20 protein-coding genes are annotated in these 22,458 nt (G+C 55.5%); 16 read left to right on the top strand and 4 right to left on the bottom strand.

All coding sequences use genetic code 11. From position 1 onward, the window contains the following. On the top strand, positions 1–1,602 hold the full coding sequence (locus tag AC2GXZ_RS05770; RefSeq protein WP_483758140.1) for a PAS domain-containing sensor histidine kinase: 1,602 nt from the start codon (positions 1–3) through the stop codon (positions 1,600–1,602). On the opposite strand, the gene AC2GXZ_RS05765 is transcribed toward AC2GXZ_RS05770, so the two are convergent. Then, complete coding sequence (locus tag AC2GXZ_RS05765; protein ID WP_483758139.1) at positions 1,564–2,334, bottom strand: MDR/zinc-dependent alcohol dehydrogenase-like family protein; 771 nt, start codon at positions 2,332–2,334, stop codon at positions 1,564–1,566. The genes AC2GXZ_RS05770 and AC2GXZ_RS05765 overlap by 39 nt on opposite strands. A 169-nt stretch (positions 2,335–2,503) precedes the next feature. Between AC2GXZ_RS05765 and AC2GXZ_RS05760 the strand changes: the two genes are divergently transcribed. From AC2GXZ_RS05760 to AC2GXZ_RS05710, 11 genes are all read left to right on the top strand, one after another. Next, complete coding sequence (locus AC2GXZ_RS05760) at positions 2,504–3,373, top strand: LysR family transcriptional regulator (RefSeq protein WP_483758138.1); 870 nt, start codon at positions 2,504–2,506, stop codon at positions 3,371–3,373. Positions 3,374–4,000: 627 nt separating this feature from the next. Next, entirely contained in the window at positions 4,001–4,474 is a 474-nt protein-coding gene (locus AC2GXZ_RS05755; protein ID WP_483758137.1) for a DUF305 domain-containing protein, read from the top strand. Between the two features lie 11 nt (positions 4,475–4,485). Further along, on the top strand, positions 4,486–5,928 hold the full coding sequence (locus AC2GXZ_RS05750) for a YncE family protein (protein WP_483758136.1): 1,443 nt from the start codon (positions 4,486–4,488) through the stop codon (positions 5,926–5,928). A 48-nt stretch (positions 5,929–5,976) separates the two neighbouring features. Continuing rightward, positions 5,977–6,504, top strand: coding sequence for an RNA polymerase sigma factor (locus AC2GXZ_RS05745; RefSeq protein ID WP_483758135.1), 528 nt, complete (start codon positions 5,977–5,979; stop codon positions 6,502–6,504). Continuing rightward, the gene (locus tag AC2GXZ_RS05740; RefSeq protein WP_483758134.1) at positions 6,501–7,265 is read left to right on the top strand and encodes an anti-sigma factor family protein; all 765 of its coding nucleotides are present in this window, start codon (positions 6,501–6,503) and stop codon (positions 7,263–7,265) included. Before AC2GXZ_RS05745 ends, AC2GXZ_RS05740 begins: the two co-directional genes overlap by 4 nt. Before the next feature lie 47 nt (positions 7,266–7,312). Further along, complete coding sequence (locus AC2GXZ_RS05735) at positions 7,313–8,356, top strand: hypothetical protein (RefSeq protein ID WP_483758133.1); 1,044 nt, start codon at positions 7,313–7,315, stop codon at positions 8,354–8,356. Between the two features lie 121 nt (positions 8,357–8,477). After that, positions 8,478–8,921 carry a DoxX family protein gene (locus tag AC2GXZ_RS05730; RefSeq protein WP_483758132.1) on the top strand — a complete coding sequence of 148 codons (444 nt, stop codon included), beginning with the start codon at positions 8,478–8,480 and terminating at the stop codon, positions 8,919–8,921. Positions 8,922–9,063: 142 nt separating this feature from the next. Further along, positions 9,064–9,888 carry a formate/nitrite transporter family protein gene (locus AC2GXZ_RS05725; protein WP_483758131.1) on the top strand — a complete coding sequence of 275 codons (825 nt, stop codon included), beginning with the start codon at positions 9,064–9,066 and terminating at the stop codon, positions 9,886–9,888. Positions 9,889–9,929: 41 nt separating this feature from the next. Next, positions 9,930–10,916 (top strand): aldo/keto reductase, encoded by a 987-nt coding sequence (locus AC2GXZ_RS05720; protein WP_483758130.1) that lies wholly within the window; start codon positions 9,930–9,932, stop codon positions 10,914–10,916. A 15-nt stretch (positions 10,917–10,931) separates the two neighbouring features. Beyond that, positions 10,932–11,234 carry a UBP-type zinc finger domain-containing protein gene (locus tag AC2GXZ_RS05715; protein WP_483758129.1) on the top strand — a complete coding sequence of 101 codons (303 nt, stop codon included), beginning with the start codon at positions 10,932–10,934 and terminating at the stop codon, positions 11,232–11,234. Positions 11,235–11,243: 9 nt separating this feature from the next. Then, the gene (locus AC2GXZ_RS05710; protein ID WP_483758128.1) at positions 11,244–12,908 is read left to right on the top strand and encodes an FAD-dependent oxidoreductase; all 1,665 of its coding nucleotides are present in this window, start codon (positions 11,244–11,246) and stop codon (positions 12,906–12,908) included. A 170-nt stretch (positions 12,909–13,078) separates the two neighbouring features. On the opposite strand, the gene AC2GXZ_RS05705 is transcribed toward AC2GXZ_RS05710, so the two are convergent. Further along, positions 13,079–13,747, bottom strand: coding sequence for a hypothetical protein (locus AC2GXZ_RS05705; protein WP_483758127.1), 669 nt, complete (start codon positions 13,745–13,747; stop codon positions 13,079–13,081). Positions 13,748–13,757: 10 nt separating this feature from the next. Further along, positions 13,758–15,449: a mechanosensitive ion channel family protein gene (locus tag AC2GXZ_RS05700; RefSeq protein ID WP_483758126.1), complete on the bottom strand. Its 1,692-nt coding sequence runs from the start codon at positions 15,447–15,449 to the stop codon at positions 13,758–13,760. Between the two features lie 280 nt (positions 15,450–15,729). Between AC2GXZ_RS05700 and AC2GXZ_RS05695 the strand changes: the two genes are divergently transcribed. Further along, complete coding sequence (locus AC2GXZ_RS05695) at positions 15,730–16,893, top strand: efflux RND transporter periplasmic adaptor subunit (protein WP_483758125.1); 1,164 nt, start codon at positions 15,730–15,732, stop codon at positions 16,891–16,893. Next, the gene (locus AC2GXZ_RS05690) at positions 16,890–20,066 is read left to right on the top strand and encodes an efflux RND transporter permease subunit (RefSeq protein WP_483758124.1); all 3,177 of its coding nucleotides are present in this window, start codon (positions 16,890–16,892) and stop codon (positions 20,064–20,066) included. Before AC2GXZ_RS05695 ends, AC2GXZ_RS05690 begins: the two co-directional genes overlap by 4 nt. 76 nt (positions 20,067–20,142) lie before the next feature. Here AC2GXZ_RS05690 and AC2GXZ_RS05685 read toward each other — a convergent pair whose 3' ends face one another. After that, complete coding sequence (locus AC2GXZ_RS05685) at positions 20,143–20,676, bottom strand: response regulator transcription factor (protein ID WP_483758123.1); 534 nt, start codon at positions 20,674–20,676, stop codon at positions 20,143–20,145. Between the two features lie 261 nt (positions 20,677–20,937). Here AC2GXZ_RS05685 and AC2GXZ_RS05680 point away from each other — a divergent pair, with 261 nt between their 5' ends. Next, positions 20,938–21,765 (top strand): alpha/beta fold hydrolase, encoded by an 828-nt coding sequence (locus AC2GXZ_RS05680; protein WP_483758122.1) that lies wholly within the window; start codon positions 20,938–20,940, stop codon positions 21,763–21,765. A 2-nt stretch (positions 21,766–21,767) separates the two neighbouring features. Beyond that, on the top strand, positions 21,768–22,412 hold the full coding sequence (locus AC2GXZ_RS05675) for an NADPH-dependent F420 reductase (protein WP_483758121.1): 645 nt from the start codon (positions 21,768–21,770) through the stop codon (positions 22,410–22,412). The last annotated feature ends 46 nt before the right edge of the window (positions 22,413–22,458 follow it).

The raw sequence follows: 22,458 nt of genomic DNA, 5'->3' as shown, positions 1-22,458 counted from the left end.
ATGGACGGCGCTAGGGCGAGAGAGGAGCAAGCGACGCGTGACTGCCCGTCAATGACGGCCGATTCCATCCCGGTCCTGATTTCTTTTTTCACTGCCGAACATATTTGCAGGTTCGCCAATGAGCATCATTGTCATTGGTACGGCAGAACCCCGGCAGACCTTCTTGGTCTTCACCTTCGTGAATTCATTGGCGATCAGGCCTACAATTTATCCCGCGATCTGTTTCCCCGGGTTGCTCGGGGTGAGGAAGTCATGCTGGAAGCGCCGGTTCCCTATGTACCAGATAGCTGGCATGACGCCGAGATAAGGTACATCCCCCAGTTCGGCGACACGGGTTTTGAGGGATTTCACGTCATCATCGTCGATATCGAACGGCAAAAGCATCGGTTTCGCAGCGTTTTCGACGGCACCGCTCTAGGGTTCTTCGAGATTGACCTCCTGAACTTGCACAATCTCCTGAAGGAATTGAAAGCGTCCGGCGTCGAGAATCTTGCCGAATACGCACGGCGAAACATAAGCTTCGTGAGGAAAGCTCTAGACGTCACCATCGTCACCGATCTCAACGAAAAGGCCATGGAGATGTTTGGCCTGACTCGTGCGACCGCAAAAGGACGGCCGCTGGGTGACTGGTGTCAAAACACCAACCTAAGCGTTTGGAACGACAACCTCATCGCGTATCTGTCTGGCGACGATAGCCATGAAGGCGAGACGGTGATGCTGCGTGAAGACGGCACGCCCATTGACGTGCTTTTGAACTGCGCCTTCCCTAAACGCATGGACGGCCAAGTCATCGTTGCCGTCGGCGTCGTCGATATCACCCGCCGCCGTCAGAGTGAACGTGCACTTAATCAGGCGCAGCAGGAGCTGGCGCACGCGGCGCGAATCGCTACCCTGGGAGAACTGACAGCCTCCATCGCCCATGAAGTAAACCAGCCCTTAGGAGCCGTAGTTGCCAATGGCCATGCGGCCCTGCGATGGCTCAATCGTCCCGTAGCGAACGTTGAAGAGGCTCGGCTGGCGATCCGCCGGATGGTTGATGAAGCAACTCGTGCTTCGGAAATCATCACTCACATCAGGAACATGGCGAAGAACAACTTGAATGACCGAACCGTTTTTCCGATGAACGTAGTGATACGGGAAGCGGTCGAAATAACGGGCCGCCAAATTCGTTCAACAGGTGCGACCCTTAATCTCAATCTTTCGTCCGAGACTGTCCTGGTTTGCGCAATGCGTATTCAGATACAACAGGTGTTGATCAACCTTCTCGTGAATGCCGCGCAGGCCGTATCTGAAAAGGAAGCCGGAAGGTCGATTTTCGTTTGCTCGCATGTAGCAGAGGGCAACGTGGAAGTTCGTGTCTCTGACAATGGTCCAGGCATCCAACCTGACAAGATCGATCAACTCTTCAACGCTTTCTACACAACAAAAGTGACCGGCATGGGGATGGGCCTGTCGATCTGCAAGACGATCATTGAAGCCCATGAAGGCACCATCACGGCGGTTTCAAAGGATGGTGGTGCCGAATTCAGATTTACCCTTCCGCTCGCCACCAGCGAGGTCGTGTCACTCGACCGGCCAATCAACTTTTCCCATGTCGATTAGTGATCCTACCTCTGTGAGAATGTCCGCTATGGCGAATGAGGACTTATTGCGTGCGTCTCGCTCAAATGCCTGGCTCCAGGTAATGGTTGAGAGACGAACTGCGTTCAAGCTTTCCTCTGTCTGGTAGAGCGCAGCGATGTCGGCAGCGTTCAGAGAGCTAGGGCTCATTTCTCCCGCGTTGGTCAGAATGACGTATCGTGGCGGCCGGACAGTTCCTTCCAAGATTTTGGCTCGAAGTTCGTCGATTGTAGCGATGGTGAAGTCGCGTCCGGCTCGAAGGAAGCGCGGCGACGAGCCTCCCTGCCTTGAAGCCAGAATTACATCGAGAGGTGTCAGCTGCTGGCATAGGGTTGTCAGCAAAGCGCTGAGCGCCGGATTTATCACATCGATAAGTATCGACGTTTCGTCCGAGGTTTCCGACAATCCCAGGCGCTCGAATAACGCTAACCACGCCGGGATTGATAAAGACGCCAGCTCGGCCGCCTGGCTGGGTGTCAGCTTTGCAGGCATCCTAGCGATTTCATCTGTACTCAGTGATAGCCGAAGACCTTCGGAGGCCGCGATTCCAGAACGGGTAAGCCCGAAAACCAAATCACCGCTGAGGAAGGGCACCAATTCGGGGTCTGCACGCTCCACGACAGCGCTAAAGCCGACATCTCCCGGAACCGAGCCAACTTTCCGTGAAGTCGCGAGTACCCTCGCCTCAATAGAGTCCCAAGCCGCCGTGGCCATCGAAAGTCCCCTGATCAATACCGAGGAACATAAGGCGCTGGCTATCTCCGGACGATACATCCTCATGAATGGCGGTCATTCAAACATGAATACGAAGGCCTCAAGCGCCCCTGATCTCGCGCCCGGGCAAAAGTCAGAAAAAACCCGCAAAGAAAGGTCGGCATAACGCATGGACTGGAATGACGTTAGACTGTTCCTCTCTCTGGCGCGGACAAAGACGCTTAGCGCGGCTGCCCCAGAACTTGGGATTAGCCAGCCAACGGCGGGGCGACGTCTGAGAGCGTTTGAGGAGGCGATGGGCACAACGCTGTTTCAGAGGACCTCGGGCGGACTTCAATTGACTGGCGACGGAGAGGCAATCCTCAAGCACGCCGAACGCGTTGAAGCCGAAATGCTTGGACTGATGCGGAGCGCCTCTGCCGACACGAAAGAGTTGGAAGGAGAACTGCGCCTGTCGACGTCGGAATGGTTTGCCAACGCTATTTTGGTGCAGCCGCTCACGAACTTCACGGCCAGTCACCCGCTGGTGACAATTGAACTTCTTGGCGACACGCGCCTCTATGATCTCAGCCGCCGCGAGGCAGACCTTGTTTTTCGGTTCCAGAAATTCAGTGAGCCTGATGTCGTGCAAAGACAATTTGTTCACATCACCTACGGGGTGTACGCATCTCAAGGCTATCTTAATGAGCACGGCGAACCCGACCTGAAGTTTCAGGGTCAGGACCATCAGATCATTGCAATGGACCGAGGTCATGATCGTCTAGCTGATGTTCCATGGCTCCGGCAGCGCTTTCCCCTTGCGACATACGGATTTCGCAGCAACAGCCGCGACATGCAGACACTTGCTTGCGCGAAAGGAGGCGGCGTCGCCGTCCTACCGAAAGTTCTGGCACAAAAGTTTGACTTGGTAGAGATCAAGCTAGATGAAGCCCCACCAAGCCGCGATGTGTGGCTCGGCTATCATTCTGACCTTCGTCGGGTAGCGAGGCTGCGGGCAGTCATTGATCATTTGCTTGAGACCGTCGAGCGAGATTGCTGACAACGTAAATTTCGGCGGCATTCAAGTTTGAATATCGAGCATTCACGCAGACCAATGGACCGGAAGCGAATAACGAGGCAAGTTTTTCGAAACCGGAGGGACGACCATGCGTAATCTACAGAATGCTAGGCCAACCTTGGCTTCTACTCACAATTCGGATGCACAAGTCACGCAAATCACTGACCTTGCCGATCCTTTGACGGCCATCGCACTTCATGTTGAGGCCGCTTTGCGCTTCATGGAGTCTGGAAAATTTGGGCTTGATAGCGCTCGACAACAGCTCCTTGAAAGTCTCGGTCAGGTAAAGACTGCGCATAAAATCTGTGACACGCTTTTGCACACGGCACCGCGACAAGCGAGGTCCGTCGCGTGAAGTTTGTTTTGGCGGACGCGTGTGACCTCAAACGATGAGAGACTGAGCTATCGACAACTGGCCGGTGCCAGAAGTCTAAGCGGTCGCATGCAGTCCGCACCTCATACTCGCGTATGAATTGATGCCCTTTCTTTTCTGACCATCATTAGTCGCCATGACGGCTCGATCCCAAGCGTCGAAAAATAATTCGATCAGCTTGGAATAGAGGCCATCGGTCGGTGTCTACCTCTTCAGACGACAATCATGAGGACGAGATGGCAAGAAAACTTTTCAGAACCGGAGCCGCCATGCTCTGCATCGCGGTCGCAGTAGCGACCAGTAGTTCACTGGCATTGGCTCACGATACCGGCGCTCATCACCAGGATACAGCAAAGGTCGACGCTGATCCGAATGAGCAGGCGTATCTTGCCGAGAACAACATCGCCATGGACAAGATGATGGCGGCTATGGAGACGGAACCGACTGGTGACGTCGACAGAGATTTCGTTGCGATGATGACGCCGCATCATCAAGGCGCAATAGATATGGCGATGGCCGTGCTCAAGTATGGGAAGAACGAGCAGCTCCGACGCATCGCCCAAGAGATCATCGTAGATCAGCAGCAGGAAATCGCGGCGATGAAACTCGCCCTTGGCGAGCCTCTTCCCGACCCTGCCCCCGCTCCGACCCAAACCGCCCAGGACAACTCAGTGTCCAGCTTGTCGCACCACACCCACAGCAATCCGTAAAGAGGTCAGATATGTTTAGAAAACTTTCCCTCGCCGCACTGATGATTAGCGTCAGCGCCATTGCGGTCTCAGCCGGACAAGCACCTGCGGGACTGTCTGATCCTGACCTGCCTATCAGCCACAAAGACCGTGTATATGCAGCTGAGCAGTTCTCGAATACCGTATCGGTGTCCGACCCGGTCGATAACAAATTGCTTGGCGTTATCAAGCTCGGGGAGCCGCAGCCGGGAAATCTCAGCCCTCTTTACAAGGGCCAGGTGCTGGTACATGGCATGGGTTTTTCGCCAGACCATAAAACTCTCGCCGTCGTCTCTATCGGATCGAATTCCGTCACCTTCATCGACACTGAAACCAACACGGTCAAACATACGACCTACGTAGGTCGGTCGCCGCACGAGGCTTTCTATACCCCCGATGGCCAAGAATTGTGGGTCACTGTGCGCGGCGAAGACTATGTCTCCGTGATCGACGCCAATAGCTTCGAAGAGAAGACCCGGATTAAGGTGCCAGCCGGTCCGGGTATGCAGATTTTCTCTCCTGACGGCACTTACGGTTACGTTTGCTCCTCGTTCAATCCCGAGGTCGTTGTCGTCAAAGTATCCGACAAGAGCATCGTCGGGCATGTAAAGCAGGATAGTCCATTCTGCCCGAACATCGCGGCCTCCCCAGATGGCAAACAGGTCTGGTTCACCCTGAAGGATACCGGCAAGGTCCAGGTGTTCAATGCACAGGAGCCGTTCGATCTGATCAAGACGATGCAGACTGGACCGATCACCAACCATGTGAACCTCGTCAACAACAAGAATGGCAGCTTTGCCTATGTCACCGTTGGCGGCCTGAATCTCATAAAAGTTTTCGATACAAAGACATTTGAGCAAGTTGCGACCATCCCAGTCGGAAACTTGCCCCACGGCGTTTGGCCATCGGGCGATGGCACTCGCGTCTATGTCGGCCTCGAAAATGACGATGCCTTTGCCGTAATCGACACACTCTCCAACAAGGTTATTGGAAACATCCCGATTGGGCAGGCTCCGCAGGCCGTGGCTTATGTTCCGAATGCAGTCACCAAAGGCGACGGAACGGCAAATCTGATGCCGCTCGGGAAAGCTTCAGAATCCGCACAATTGAAACTTGGCAGTGGCAAAAACAGCCCCCAAACCAGCGTTACGCTGTTCGATCAGGGCTTGACCCAGGTCCTACAGGCTGCCGTGACCGGTCTGGAGCCAAAGGCGAAATATGTTCTTGCCCTCTCGGAAAAGGCAGATGGCAGTGGTGAGTTGCAGGGTCTATCGAATTTCATGACGAACCCGGCAGGCTCCGCAATCGTGAATGCGGTCGGCCCCATCCGTCAAATCGTCAAGTCGAAGGAGAAGTCGTCCCGCCGCTACATGGTCGTTGCGGAAGCAACGCAGGACGGAAATCCGGGCAAGGTTCTCCAGGTCCAGCACGATTAGCGCATTGAGGGCCTGCCCACGGGCAGGCCCTCGCTTCGAGATAATGTGATGCAAGAGATGATCGCCGAAATTGAGCCGATGATCCCTGCCCTGCGTCGTTATGCACGCGGGCTGATTGGGGATATCGATGCGGCCGATGACACCGTACAGGATTGCTTGGAGAAGGTAGTTGCCAACTGGCATCGGAAGAAAAACGAGAACGCTCGAACATGGATTTTCACGATCCTGCACAATATCGCCGTGAACAGAGTTCGACAGCGTGCACGACGTGGAATATCGGTCGACATCGAGACGATCCCAGAATCTCTCTCATCCACCGCCGCACCCCAGGATGAGAGCATCTACAGTCAAGAGGTGCTTGCCGCGATTGAGCAGTTACCGGACGACCAGCGCAGCCTCCTTCTTCTAGTTTCTGTCGAGGACCTGTCTTACGCTGAAGCAGCCAAGGTGCTTGGGGTGCCCATTGGCACGGTGATGTCTCGCCTATCCCGATCAAGGGACAGATTGCGGCAGATACTGGAAAACCCGGAAACGAAGCGCAAGCCGATGAAAGCACACCTGAGGATCGTCAAATGAGAAGGCCGATTTGCGAAGATGATCTTCACGCATTTGTCGACGACGCGCTTGGTGGAGATCGGCGTGCCGAAGTCCAGGCATTCCTCGACACCAATCCTGATGCAATGGCTCGGGTAAATTCATATCGAACTCAGGCTTCAAAGCTCCGGACGAGTTTGCGGCATATAATCGACGAGCCGGTTCCCAGCCGTCTTAATCTCCAGAATATTATCGAGAGACGGCCACCCGCCCGCGAATTTGACGGTTGGCGGCTATCAGCAGCCGCCGCTGTTCTTCTCGCGGTCGGTGCGACAGGCGGTTGGTTGACCCGAGGTGCATATTTCGGGGATCAAGCTGGTATCGAAGCCCTCGCCAACGAGGCGACCGTTACATATCAAACCTTCGCAGATGATACCGTCCGACCCGTTGAGGTACGGCCAAATTCGCCGGATGAGTTGACGGTTCTTGCATCGGCGACGATCAGGGGAAGCACTCGTGTTCCTGACCTTTCTGCATCTGGATACCGCTTAATGGGCGGTCGGGTCATTCCGACCACGCATGGTCCGGCTTACATGTGGATGTATGACGACGATAAGGGAACGCGCCTAGTGATGATGGCTCGCACGATGGCAGTTGATCAAAACGCCAAAATGCGGCCGGAAACCAGAGAGGGCGTAAGCTCCTGGACGTGGGCAAGTGATGGGGTTGGCTACAGCTTCGTGGGCTCCCGGCCTCTGGACGAGTTGAAGACCCTGGCTGACGCGGCTAGAGAGCGGATTTAAGACGACGGTATTCAGCATATTCGAGCGCAAGCAGGACCGAGGTATAAATGGCCGAAATTTCGAAGATAAAGATTTTCTTCTCTTGGCAGTCCGACATCGATCAATCTGTCACGACAATCGCAATAAGGCGTGCGCTCCGCGATGCCGCCACCGCATTTGAGGAGCTGGGTGAATTCACAATCGATGTCGTTGAGGCCACCAGCAATTCACCGGGCTCTCCTTATATCCCGGGTGAGATCGCCGAAAAAATAGGGGTTTCCCATATTTTTATCGGCGACATAACACCCGTTTGCATGATGCCAAGCGGCAAACAATGCCCCAACCCGAACGTCACATTCGAACTTGGAGCCGCTTCATCCCTTCTCGGTTGGAAAAGGGTCATCATGCTTTTCAATGAAGCGCTCGCCGAAATGAAAGAGCTGCCTTTCGATTTCGACCGTCACCGTATTTCGAAATTCAAAGTCCGCGCGGATACGAACCGGATTTCCGACATTGCTAGACTGAAAAAGCTTTTGATCGACGCAATCAGCCTCATTGTGACGAGTAAGCCAAAGACTCCGCGTGAGCTTGAAGGCTTATCGGTAGACGAGACGAAAAGAGCCCGGGACCTGGAAAACATTCGCTGGTTCTTGAGCCAAGTAAATACCGGATACCTAGACGCACATATCGAGCAAATGCCTGACATTCTCGACGCCGAAGCAATCTGGGTAGCCGACGGGTTGGCTGGCGTCACTCAAAGCTCAGAGTTTCGCCTGTACGACACCGAGATCGAGCAGGCCATGCGTGGCATACAGGCGAGCCTATCCGACACTTTGGCATTTGACCAGTTCTATAGAGAAACCGCCAGCTGGAGGAGACATTCGTTCGGGCGACGCCTTCCTGACTTCGATGAAAATGAGGAGGAGGCCGTCGCGTATCGCAAGATCAAAGAGGCAAGAAACGAGTTGTCCGTCCATCTTCGCCAGTTTTTGCAGCTTTTGCACGAGCGCTATCTCGAAATCAACGTGACCGAGACGAACCGGGCATGTGCGCGGCGATACATCGATGCCCACAAAGAGCTTTTCGAGGAAGAGCGATCTGATCGGTATTAGGCATGCGAATTGCCATAAACCAGGGTTTGGTTGTTCGAACGTCTAAAACACGGCACGACTCTAACATCAAGTTTTGCATACTTGGGTAAACGATCTGCCTGCGGAACATACGGAGGAAATAATGTTCGAGCAAAGCCGCAGTGACATCGCAAGTTTTCCCCACCTACTAACGCGGCACCCCGTCCGTTGGCTGGCCCACACCTTGGTATGCCTGCCCTTCCTTCATCACGCGGTAACTCGTTACCTCGATTTTGGATCGGCGATTTCCGAGATGGAGCGTTTCGGTCTGTTACCCGCTGCCTCAATAGCGTCTGCGGTCATAGCCTTTCAGCTGCTGTGCTCAGTGCTGATCTTGTCCGGCTTTTGGCGCTGGATCGGTGCCTTCGCATTAAGCGGGTTTACTATCACGTCCTCATTCATCGGCTTTCCATATTGGCGGACCAAGGAAGGAGCTGATGCCCTGTTGGTCGCTGATGCGTTCGTCGTTCACCTTGCACTGGCAGGAGGGCTGCTGCTGATCGCTTGGTACGACCTACACCTTTGGAAAACTCGGCAGCGGGACTGATCCAACTCGGACGGTATGTGAAAGGCCGCACGCGCGAAAAGGCTCGGTGGCTTTTGGCAGTTCTGTGGGGCGACCATACCCCGGTATAATTGATCGGCATCGCCCGGATGATACGCATCGAGCATCAACTTGGGGGTGCTTGATGTACAACGAAACCATCGCAACACTCGTCGAGGCCGGGGCTCACAAAGTCCACGCCGTAAAAGAAAACCTCATCGGATTTCTGGTCGGAGCGCTTATGGCCGGAGCATTCATCGGCTTCGGAAGCGTCCTCATGTACACGGTCACCGCTCATGTCGATGCAGCCTGGGTGCGTCTGGTTTCCGGTGCTGTCTTCTCGGCTGCTTTAACGATAGTGATTTTTGCAGGTTCAGAGCTTTTCACAGGCTCGGCTATGTATATGCCGATGGCGGTTTTGTCCGGCCGGGCGACCATCGGACAGACGCTCATCGTTTGGCTCATAACATGGCTCGGAAATCTCGTCGGAGCCACGATCCTTGCTCTACTCATCAAGTCGGCAGGTGGTGGTGCGTTGCTAGGCGATGGTCGTGAACATTTTCTGGCAGCCGTCCAGGCAAAGATATCAGCGCCTGGCTCGGAGCTGTTCTTTCGCGGCCTTCTTTGCAACTGGCTCGTTTGCTTGGCCATCTGGATGTGCAATCGCACAGCTGATGCTACCGCTAAGATTTTCCTGATTTTCTGGCCAATATTGATCTTTGTCTCTGCGGGATTTGAGCACTCGGTTGCGAATATGTTCAATTTCGCCTTTGCGCTTCTTCTTGATGGGCAGACTGGCGTCACAATCGGCGGCGTCTCTTGGAATTTACTGTGGGTCACACTCGGCAACATTGTCGGCGGTGGCATCTTCGTTGCCTGCGGGTACTGGGTTCAGGACCACGGGATTGGGCATGAGGCTCACGCAACGGTCCCCTCCAAACCCGACGGACCGACACCAAAGACCGTCTGAACCTCATCTAATTTGCAAGATATCCAAGATAAGGCACTGTTATGCTGAAAGAAAGAAGACTGGGGAAACAAGGTCTCAGAGTGTCTGAAATCGGCCTTGGCTGTATGGGCATGACTTATGCCTACGGTGAAGTCGACAAATCAGAGGCAATCAAAACCATACATCGCGCTATCGACCTTGGATGCAGATTCTTGGATACCGCCGAAGTCTACGGCCCCTTTACCAACGAGGAACTGTTGGGCGAAGCGCTTGTTGGAAAGCGGAACCAAGTCACCGTCGCGACGAAGTTCGGTTTCAAGATTGGTGCCGAGCAACCGACAGCCGATAGCCGACCCGAACACATTCGAGCGGTCGTTGATGCATCGCTGAAGCGTCTCCGCACCGATCACATCGATCTCCTGTATCAGCACCGTGTTGATCCGAATGTGCCGATTGAAGATGTTGCCGGGACAGTCAGCGAACTCGTCATGGAAGGCAAGGTCAGCTATTTCGGGCTTTCAGAAGCTGGCCCTTCTATCATCCGTCGAGCGCACTGCGTTCATCCCGTGAGCGCCCTACAAAGCGAATACTCTCTTTGGGAGCGCAATCTCGAACTCGAAATAATCCCCGTGCTCCGCGAATTGGGTATCGGCCTAGTGCCATTCAGCCCGCTCGGTCGAGGGTTCCTAACAAGCGAGGCCAAGCCCTCGACAGACTTTGCTGAAGGCGATTATCGCCGCACGATGGAACCGCGACTGCAGGGTGCGCACTTCGATGCCAACCTCAGGGCCTCGGCATTCTTTCGCGAACTCGCAATCGAAAAGAATATCACCGCTGCGCAAGTGGCGTTGGCATGGCTGCTGCATAAAGCTGAGGACATCGTCCCCATCCCGGGCACGAAGCGGGTCAAATATCTCCAAGAAAATGTCGGCTCGGCTGATGTCAAGCTGACACCGGAAGAAATGGCTGCTCTCGACAGAGCCCTCCCGCCTGGCGCAGCCAGCGGGGACCGGTACAGTGTAGGCCAGCAGGCTCTGATCAACCGCTAAAAAAAGGAGAAAACGATGGACGAGTGTGCCCATACTGCCAGGATACGATCTGTGAAGCCCCTCACCTTGGGTTGCCAGGAGTGCCTGGAGATCGGCCAGATGTGGTTTCATCTTCGAGTCTGCCGCGAGTGTGGGCACGTCGGATGTTGCGACCAGTCGGTCGGCCGACATGCCACGGCACATTTTCATGAGACGCGTCACCCCATCATTGAAGGTTACGATCCGCCGGAAGGTTGGGGCTGGTGCTTTGTGGATGAGATCGTGGTCGAACTGCCGGACCAGACTCCTCACAATGGCCCAATACCACGTTACTACTGAGGGCTGACAATGATTGACGTGGAATCTCGCCGCCACCAGATGTTTCCGGTTCTGGGACCGCTTCAGATCGAGGTGGCGAGGCGCTTCGCCAGTGATGAACCTCAAAACTTCTCTGCTGACGAGGTAATTTCGCGAATTGGCGACCGGGACGTTCCCGCGTGGCTGGTTCTTTCTGGATCGCTTGACGTCTATCGCCACGACGGATTGTCGGGAGACGCAGCCATCGTGTCTCATGGGCCTGGCGAAATTTCGGGCGAAGTCAGCCAGCTTTCCGGACGGCCCGCGTTAGCGGGGGCACGCGCGGGAAAAAATGGTTGCCTGCTGCTGCCGTTCGACGAAGCTCACCTGAAGGCTCTTGTCATTGGTTCGGCGGAAATCGGCGAGATGGTCATGCGTGCGTTCATCCTGCGCCGTGTGGCTTTAATTGACAATGGCGGTGCTGGTTCTGTTCTCATTGGGGTCCCCGGCAGCGGGGAATTGACTCAATTGCAGGATTTTCTAACCCGCAGCGGTTATCCGCACCGTGTTCTCGATGCGAGTTCCGACCAGGAGGGTCTCGCCTTGATCGAAAGGCTGGGGATCAGATCGAGCGATTTGCCGCTGATGGTTTGCCCCAATGGGACAGTCTTGCGAAATCCGAAAAATAGCGAGGCGGCCATTTGCCTTGGTATTACGCCTGAACTCGATCCGACTATAGTCTACGATGTCGCAGTAATCGGCGCAGGTCCGTCCGGCCTTGCGGCTGCGGTTTACGCCTCTTCGGAAGGACTGAGCACAATAGTGATCGACCAAAGTGCGGTCGGCGGACAAGCGGGGGCATCTACCAGGATTGAAAACTACTTGGGTTTTCCGACGGGTATATCGGGCCAAGCGCTGGCAGGAAGAGCGTTCAATCAAGCCGTCAAATTCGGAGCTGAGATCGCCCTGCCGCTTCAGGTGGTGGAACTGGATGCAAGGGATGATGATCAGGCAAAAGCTCCATTGAAATTGCGGCTAGATAGCGGACAGACGGTAAAAGCGCGTACAGCGGTAATCGCGACGGGTGCCAGATACCGCCGTCCCGCGATCTCGGGCATCTCTGCGATGGAGGGAACTCTGGTGTCCTATTGGGCGACCGCGATTGAAGCCAAGCTTTGTGAGAATGACGATGTTCTTCTTGTTGGCGGCGGCAACTCGGCTGGCCAAGCGATAGCCTTCCTCGCACCCCGGGTTCGGCGGCTTTACCTTGTCGTTCGTCGTGGCCTGGAACAGACGATGTCGACCTACCTGATCGACCGCATCGGTGCCCTCTCAAACGTGGAAATGCATGTCGGTTTCGAAGTCACTGACTTGCAGATGGAACAAGCATCGGGTCGAGCCAATGCCACACTCACGAACTTGGATTCAAAAGCGACGCTGACGAAGAATATTCGTAAGGTGTTCCTGTTTATCGGTGCTGATCCCAATACCGACTGGCTGGGAGAAGAAATTGAGACTGACGAGAAGGGATTCATTTTGACTGGAAACGAGGCAAGGCCGTCCGATGGCCGTCGCGTCCCCTCGCTAGAAACCAGTCTTCACGGCGTCTTCGCCATTGGCGATGTACGTGCTGGGTCCACCAAACGTGTCGCAGCTGCCGTTGGCGAGGGGGCTGCGGTCGTCAGCGAAATTCATGCAGCGCTCAGGATGCGATAACGACGCCACCCCTCCCCAATCCAACTCTTAGATTGAAACGATTTTGCTGGCGGACCTGAAAATCGAAGCCAAGCCCTCACCACTCGATCAATTTACCTAACGTCATCCTGTTATTGAATGCGGCTCCGCCACGGAGACGCAGCGACGATCAACATCCAACTATCGGCGGATCAATTCTGAACCGCGCCAGCAGCATCGGTATGCGGCAGAACCGAAGCCGATAGGCCCGCATTTCTCCGTCTATGCGTTGGCCACGACCACACATCGAAATACAAATTCGGTAAGCCAACCTTTTGCGTGATGTCTTTGATTAGCAACTGGATTGCGCTGTAAGTCTCTTCCGACCCTATTGCCCCCATGCTCGGCGATCCGAGCGCCATGACCGGCACGACAAATCCAAGTGCCCGCAAGCTGTGTTTGTCGAGCGGTACATGCCCATTCTCGATAAAATCGCCCCTAATGAATTCATCCAGATCGGGACTCCGCGCCAGGTGCATGATGAACAAGTCGACGAGCTTGTCACGGTACGCTGAGGTCAAGTTGCCTCCTTGGCGCTGCCAGTGCTCTGTCAGGCTGTCTCTCAGCTTTCCGTGAAAATGTTGAAAGCCGTCATAGTTATAGAGTTTCAGTGCACTTGCTTCAGCGCCTGCCCATTCTCGGTAAATCGTCGAAGGTGTCCGTCCGCATGCATAACGATATGCTCGAAAGGTGCTTCCGGCGATACCCCAAGAGCTATCTACCGCCCTATTCCAGCGCGTATCAAAATATCCTTTGACCCGGTCCCTATCGGCATACAGATAAGCCAGCCATTTATCTTCGATGGCAATCGAAACCTTCATTTTTTCCCCATTACGATAGTCTGAATAACTGCTTGATACGCACCGATAGCGCAAAGGAATGCGCGTCGGACTCGATGGGCGCGACGGCGTGCAATGCCTCTTCGGCCTTTGTCCGGGAGGCCAGTAGCTGTGCCAGCTCGTCGGCGATTGCTGGTCGATCCTGTAAGATGGCGGCCAGCCGCACCTTTGGAATCTCGTAAATCACGACCGGAGTTAACGCACGGAAATCCGTCAGCTCCACTACCCCGAGCAAAACACCGCGCTCGCCAAAAATGTCACCGGGAGCAAGGCGGCCGAGTTCCATACCGGCATCTTCTTCTCGCTCCTCAATGGCGACGACACCAGTCCGGACGATCATCAAGGACGTCAGCGCTGTTCCGCGATTGACGATCACCTCGTCTTTTCGGAATGCCACGCGGATCATATTTGCGGCGAGATCGGCCTTTTCTTCCTCAGTCAGCGCCGAGAAAAGACTAATAGAGTTCATGAGGCGCATTGGTGTCGTCGGACGAGCAGTCCGTTCAGCGCTTCTCCCCTCTACAGTGACACGGGTACCGATGGCTGGGGCTGCGAACTGCAGTCCTGCGGCGTCCACATGACGGTACAGGAGATCGAATAATTCATTCTTTGCGCTCGCCACCTTTCCTATGTCGGCGACCCGGAAACTAAGTTCGGCTTCAATCGCCTCACGATCAATCGACAAGATGGCGGCAGATGGAGCTGGAGATTTCAGGATCGCGTTCGCGCTGAGAAGCACTTCGTTGAGAGACTGAAGAATCGCGCTCGGGGTTCTTGTCGCTCCGATACGGACCTTGATGCTTGCACCATGGGTCAGATCGGGCCCGCTCTGGTTTGTGATACGGCTTTTGGCCAGCAGGCTGTTGGGCACGACGACGACATCGTTGTTACCGCTGAGCAGTTGTGTTGAGCGCCAATTCGTTTCGACCACACGACCCTGCACGTTGTCGTCAAGTACGATCCAGTCACCCACGGTCAGAGGCCGTCCCAAATTGAGTGCGATCCCGGAGAAGACATCATTCAAGGTGCTCTGCAACGCCAAGCCCAACACGATGGCGAAAACGCCTGATGTCGCAATGATTGTCCCAACCGGAAGGCCGAAGACATAAGCCACTATGCACAGCACAGCTCCCAGGTAGATCAGACCAACAATCAGGTCCTGCAGCAGCCGCCCCTCACGGGGCTTTTGCTCGAATATCAAAAACATCCTGATGGACGCAGAAAGCACCATCGCGCCTCCAAGCCACCAGACCGTCTTCAGGAGCCCGATTGATAGGCGTTCTGTGACGGACACCGCATCGGTCTCTCCGAGATACGGCAGGATTTCATGGTAGAGAAGGAGCGCAGTCAATGAGCTGAAAAAGGCAACATTTACTACAAGCCGAGCAAGGTCGCTCTGCGGCAGGAAAACCGTCGCGACACCACGCAATGCAAGAAGCATCAGGAATTGAAAAAGCAAACTGCTCAAAATTCCGAACATGGCACTCCAGCCGCTACAGAGACAACGGGCCGTCTCAGCGGCGGCTGAGACGGCCCCGGCAGAGGCTTTGATCTCTGAAGGCGGGGTTCGGAGATCAGAGCCTACAAGCCCTGCGCCACGAGGCGGTGCGGCGTAGATTGAACGTAACAGCAGGTGGTTTTCGTTAACATCATACTTGCGGATAGTGCCTGCCGGTGTCAGCAATCGCGCTCTCTTCATGGCTGATCAAGTATTGCGTTGAAAGAGAATCCTTGGCCGCTCGCTTCAGGAAAAAAGCCGCAACGTTGTACTTATGTCGACCGCAAACGAAGCTCGGCGTTTTTGCAATCATACGCCGGTATGATCGGGTCAGACGCGGGTAGAATTTTCGTCACCGCCGTTTTTGTCCACCCTCCAAAATGGATTTCTCTCTCGGAGGTTGACTATGACGGCGTCTGTCAAACAGGGCCAAGTAACAGGTGGGACGTCGCGACGTTCCGTGGCCATGAAATATTATCTCGCAACAGCGGTTGCTTTAACTTGTGCTGTACCCGCTTGGGCAGTCGCGCAAGAACAGGCTCCGCCCCAAGTCACGGTGGCGAAACCGGTCGTCCGTGATGTCGTTGAAAATGACGAGTTCATCGGTCGGTTTCAGGCCGTCGACCAAGTTTCCGTCCGTGCAAAAGTCGGCGGATATCTCCAGGAAGTGAACTTTGAGGACGGTGCCATAGTTCATAAGGGAGACGTCCTGTTCGTTATCGATCAGCGTCCCTTCATCACGGCACAGAATGAAGCGAACGCTACCCTTGAAGTCGCGCACTCGACACTGACGTTTGCTGAAGCGCAGTTTAAACGAGCCGAAACCCTCTCTCAGAACGGCAGCCAATCTGTCTCGACGCTTGATGACCGCCGCAGAGAGTGGATTTCAGCCCAAGCGAATGTCAGAGGTGCGCAGGCTGCTGCCGACCGAGCAGCGCTTGATATGGAGTACACCCGGATAACGGCCCCAATCACCGGGCGCATAGACCGTCGCCTTGTTTCGGCTGGGAACCTCGTTCAGGCCGATCAGTCAGTTCTGACCACGATTGTCTCCATGGACCCAATCGACTTCTACTTCGATGTCGATGAGCGGCGTCTCCTCAATTTCGCTGCTACGGCTCGGGCACGCGGGGCGGACCTTCAGCGCGGCGGCGGAAGCCTTGACGTGCGCGTGTCCATCGCCGATCCGAGCCAAAAGCCGTTCGTCGGCAAACTGGATTTCGCGGAAAACCGCTTCGACCAAGAGACTGGGACGATGCGGATACGCGCACGTTTCCCGAACAAGGACTCGATCTTGCAGCCAGGGCTGTTTGGTCGCGCCCAAATTGAAGCGTCCAACAAATATCGCGCGGTCCTCGTGCCCGATGAAGCCATCGGCTCGGACCAGAACCAGCGTGTTGTTTATGTTGTAGCTGATGACGGCTCTGTCTCGACCAAGCCAATCCGACCGGGCCCACGCCTCTATGGATACCGTGCTATTCGTGAAGGCCTGACGGGAAATGAAACAATCGTTGTCAATGGTCTGATGCGGGCCCGTCCCGGCAGCAAGGTCACCCCTCAAATGACAACTCTTCCCGAGAGTCGGCTCGATGGCAGCCCCGACGCAGCTATTGCGGAGGCGGTTCAATGAGGTTCGCGCACTTCTTTATTGACCGGCCGATCTTTGCGTCGGTCGTGTCGATACTTCTACTTCTTATTGGCGGGATCGCCTATTTTCAGCTTCCCGTCTCCCAGTATCCGGAAATCGCACCTCCGACGATTGTTGTCAGGACTTCGTATCCGGGTGCGGATTCCGAAACGATTGCAAACGTCGTCGCGACTCCAATCGAGCAGGAGATCAATGGCGTGGAAGACATGCTTTACATGTCCTCCTATTCAAGCGCTGACGGTCAGATGACCCTCACCATCACCTTCAAGCTCGGCACCGATCTCGACAAGGCTCAGGTGCTGGTCCAGAACCGAGTTTCGATTGCAGAGCCTCGGCTTCCGGAAGAGGTTCGGCGTATCGGTATCACCACGGCCAAGAGTTCACCTGACATCATGATGGTCGTTCATCTGCTGTCGCCAAATGCCCGCTACGACCAGCTCTACGTATCGAATTATGCGCGTAACCGTATTCGTGACAGCCTCGTCCGGCTCGACGGCGTCGGCGACGTTATCTTGTTTGGTGAACGCGAATATTCGCTTCGCGTCTGGCTCGACCCCGAAAAGCTCGCTGCCGTCGGGATGACCTCTTCCGACGTTGTAGAGGCACTCCGGGAACAAAACGTGCAGGTGTCGGGAGGCTCGATTGGTGCACCGCCGACGACCAACGCGAACGCGTTCCAATACACTGTCACCACCCAGGGACGCTTCTCGGACGCGCGACAGTTTCGCTACATCGTCGTGAAGGCATCCGACAGCGGCCGATTGGTGCAGCTTCAGGACGTCGCCCGCATCGAACTTGGCGCACGCGATTATGTCACGAACAGCTATCTCGATGGCCAATCAGCAGTCGCTATCGCTGTTTTCTCGCGCCCTGGTACGAATGCGCTCGAAGCGGCCGACCAGATCAGGGCCACGATGACTGCGGCCGCAAAGGATTTCCCGCCCGGCCTCGAATACCGCATCGTCTATAATCCGACCGAATTCATTTCCGCATCCATCGAGGAAGTATATCGGACGATTATCGAGGCAGCAGTCCTCGTGGCAATCGTCGTCCTGGTGTTCCTGCAGTCTTGGCGCACTGCGCTGATCCCAATTGTTGCAATTCCCGTCTCACTCGTCGGGACGTTTGCCTTCCTTTTGGGTTTCGGCTTCTCCCTTAACATGTTGACGCTGTTCGGCCTTGTTCTTGCGATTGGTATTGTGGTGGACGACGCCATCGTCGTCGTTGAAAACGTCGAGCGAAACTTGGCTGCGGGGATGACGCCAGCTGAGGCATCGCATGTGACAATGAACGAAGTCGGCACGGCAGTGGTTGCAATTTCACTCGTGCTTATCGCTGTGTTTGCACCAACGGCCTTCATCCCAGGTATCTCAGGGCAATTCTATCGCCAGTTCGCAGTCACTATTTCCGTTGCCACTGCGATCTCCGCCTTCAACTCTCTGACGCTCTCACCTGCCCTGGCAGCGATTATCTTGCGGCCACATGAGCACGGAAATGCAAAACGCAACGTGATCAGCCGTGCCTTTGGTGCGATGGCTAACGGCTTTAACACTGGGTTCGACAGGCTAAGCCATGGATACTCCTGGGTGGTTCGTCACCTAGTTCAGACAAAGATTGCCATCGCCGCAGTTCTCGTCGTGTTCATCGGCTTGCTCGGGGCGACTTACTACATGGTTACCTCAGTGCCGCGCGGGTTCATCCCTTCCGGTGACCAAGGCTATGCGATCATTGTCGTCCAGCTGCCTGACGGGGCGTCTCTGAGCCGCACCGACGCCGCAATGCTCAAAGCGGACAAGATCATCAAGAGTGTCCCAGGCGTTGCGCATACCGTCTCATTCTCTGGCTTTAGTGGAGCAACCTTTACTAACGCCTCCAATGCCGGGGTCATCTTCGCGACATTCGATTCGTTCGATGATCGCCTCGAAAAGCATCAAACGGCCGATGGCATAATCGGTCAGATGTACGGCCAGCTCCAATCAATCCAGGAAGCCTTCATCATCGCCATTCCGCCGCCGTCGGTTCGCGGTATCGGTAATGGCGGCGGCTTCAAGATGCAGCTCGTCGACCGGGGAACTTCGGATATGCGCCGCGTCCTGGGGCTGGCTTACCAGATGATGGGCAAAGCTAATCAGACCCCAGGGCTGACCGGCGTCTTCACGACATTTTCTGCAAACAGCCCACAATACTTCCTGCAGATCGACAGGGAGAAAGCACGCCAACTCAACGTACCGATCCCTAATATTTTCGACACGTTGTCGATCAACCTTGGCACGTCTTACGTCAACGATTTCAATGCGTTCGGTCGCGTGTATCAGGTGCGTGCGCAGGCCGATCAGCAGTTCCGGTTGGACCGCGAAGACATTCTTGGCCTGAAGGTCCGATCCTCAACGGGGGCGCTGGTGCCGCTCGGAACCCTGATCGACATCAAAGACACAAACGGTCCATCGCTTGTGCAGCACTACAACATGTATGTGTCAGTTCCAGTCCAGGGCACGCCTGCACCGGGTGTCGCCACGGGTGACGCGTTGGCAAAGATGGAGGGCCTCGCCAGTCAGATGCTCCCGGACGGCACGGCGTTCGAATGGACCGAGCTGGCATTTCAGGAGCGCAATACCGGCAACACCGCGACCTACATCTTCGCGCTATCCGTTATCTTCGTGTTCTTGGCGCTGGCAGCACAGTACGAAAGCTGGACCCTTCCGCTCGCTATCATCCTGATCGTGCCCTTGGCGATCCTGGCAGCGCTCCTTGGCGTTCAGTATCGCGGTCTCGACAATAACATCCTGACCCAGATCGGTTTGATCGTTCTCATTGGTCTGGCCGCGAAGAACGCCATCCTGATCGTCGAGTTCGCTCGCCAGGCGCAAGACGGAGGCAAGTCAGCGGTCGAGGCCGCAGTAGAGGCGACACGCCTGCGTTTGCGACCTATCCTTATGACGGCGTTCGCGTTTATCTTCGGTGTCTTGCCTTTGATGATCGCCACCGGACCTGGTGCTGAAATGCGCCAATCTCTCGGTACCGCTGTCTTCTTCGGGATGCTCGGCGTGACCATCTTCGGTCTGTTCCTGACTCCGGTCTTTTATGTAATCCTTAGATCGCGAACGAAACCGAAGCCTCAAATCGTGGCCGAGCCCTCAGTCACCGCCGCTTCGTAACGACATCAAGCACCGGGATTTGACGATCCCGGTGCTTTTTTATTGGCTTGATTTACGCGATATCGTGGTGGCCTTATCAGAGGGGGGCGGACCGCAATCCAACCGCTCGCTCGACATGATCGATGAGAGCCTCGCCGTCGAACGGCTTCTTCAATAGAACGGCTCCGGCACAGTTTGCTGCCCGCTCCATTTCGTCATCGCAGAAAGCGGAAATGAGGATGACCCCGCAGTGACCCGCGAACTTGCCGCGACTCCTCACTGTTTCCGCAAGCTCCAAGCCATTCATGCCACGCATCATGACGTCAGACACGATGCAGTCGCAGCGGTCGAGCAAATTGGAGGCCAAGAACTCCTCGCCCGAGCAGAAGCTTTCGCAAGAGTAATCCAGGCTCCGGACCAGAGCGTCGAGTGCGCAGCGCATGCCACGGTCGTCATCGATGACAATGACCAAGGGCGCAACCACGTAACTCTGCCTTTCGATTAGATTTTTGAATAGCCTACACGGCCAGCTAAGCGTCGTAAACCGGCCTCCAGATATCAATATTGCGACAGGTTGAACTTGTCCGTCTCGAAGCCGCATGTGGTCGCCAAAAGCAACGAGCTTCAGCATGCAGGGCATTCCCTCATACTCGCGTATTAGAATGGCAAACCCGCGTAGGATTTCGGACGTGCTGGCACTCCAATATCCCTTGTTTGCCGGACGTTTCCGGATGCAATCGGAACCTACGAGGGCTCGTCCATGATCAATCCCTTCTCCTCCGCAATCAGTCGCCGGGACACCCTGCTCACTGGCGCGACAATGGCCGCCGCCGTCGCGTTTGCCGGAACCTCGGATGCAAAAACGAAATCTGCTTCAAAAGGAACGACGACCATGAAATCGATCATCACCAAAGACGGAACGAAAATCGCCTATCGCGACTGGGGCAAGGGTCAGCCGATTCTTTTCTCTCACGGTTGGCCGCTGTCAGGCGACGCCTGGGATTCCCAGATGCTGTTCTTCGGCATGAATGGCTACCGCGTCATCGCACACGACCGTCGTGGGCATGGCTACTCTGACCAGCCTTGGGATGGCAACAACATGGATCAGTATGCGGATGACCTCTCTGAGCTGATCGAGAAGCTCGACCTGAAGAACCTGGTCATGATCGGTCACTCGACTGGCGGCGGCGAAGTCGCTCACTACATTGGCCGCCACGGTTCCAAGCGCGTCGCCAAGGTCGTCTTGGTCGGCGCGGTCCCGCCGATCATGCTGAAAAGCGAAAGCAACCCGGAGGGCACCCCGATGGAGGTTTTTGATAGCATCCGGAAGGGCACAGCGACCAATCGCGCCCAGTTCTTCAAGGACCTCTCAACGCCCTTCTATGGCTTCAACCGCGACGGCGCGACAGTCAAGGATGGTCTGCGCGAAAGCTTCTGGGCGCTCGGGATGCAGGGCGGCATCAAGGGTGAATACGACTGCATCAAGGAATTTTCCGAGGTCGACTACACGGCTGACCTGAAGAAGATCGACAAGCCCACGCTCGTGATCCATGGCGACGACGACCAGATCGTTCCGATTGCTGCCGCTGGCGAGAAGACAGCGAAAATCGTCAAGGGCGCGGAATTCAAGGTCTACAAGGGCGGCTCGCATGGCCTGGCCCAGGTCGATCCTGAAAAATTCAATGCGGATGTCCTGGCATTCATCAAGGCGGGAGCTTGACGATGGAATACTCCATCATTGGATCGGGCGCGATTGGAACCGCAATCGCACGCCATTTTGCCCGGAAGGGAATTTCGGTCGCGGTCGCAAACACTCGCGGTCCGGAATCGCTGAAGGACTTCGCGGCGGAACTCGGTAGTGCAATTCACCCCACCGAGCTTTCGCGGGCATTGGAGGCACAGATTGTCATTTTGGCTGTGCCACACGAGGCGGTGAAGGCCGTGCTTGCCAACGCGTCTGATTGGAGGAATCGCATCATCGTCGATGCGACAAATGCGATTGACCCGAAAACCTTCGGCCCGGCGGACCTTGGAGGCAAACCATCGACCTCTATCGTTGCCGAGTTGGCACCGGGCGCACGCGTGGTGAAAGGGTTCAACCATATTCTCGCACGCATCCTTGGCCGAGAAACGGATGACGGTCGCGGCTATGGCAAGCGGACTTTGTTCATCTCTGGTGAGGTTGCTGACGCAAAGGCCACGGTCTCGGAGCTGATGCAAAAGCTCGGCTTCGCAGTCATTGACCTCGGGACACTTGGCGAGGGTGGCCTCCTACAGCAGTATGGCGGTCCCCTCACCGGCCATAGCCTAGTCACTCAGGAGACCAAGGGATCGAGCTTCGCCGACATGGACATAGTCGAACACTGAAGAAAGCGCCACAAAGAGAAGTCAGCGACCGCAAGGCCGCTGACGT

Source organism: Aliirhizobium sp. YIM B11859 (assembly GCF_057163345.1).
The sequence above is the reverse complement of the archived record's forward strand: the minus strand, read 5'-3'. Positions and strand labels throughout refer to the sequence as shown.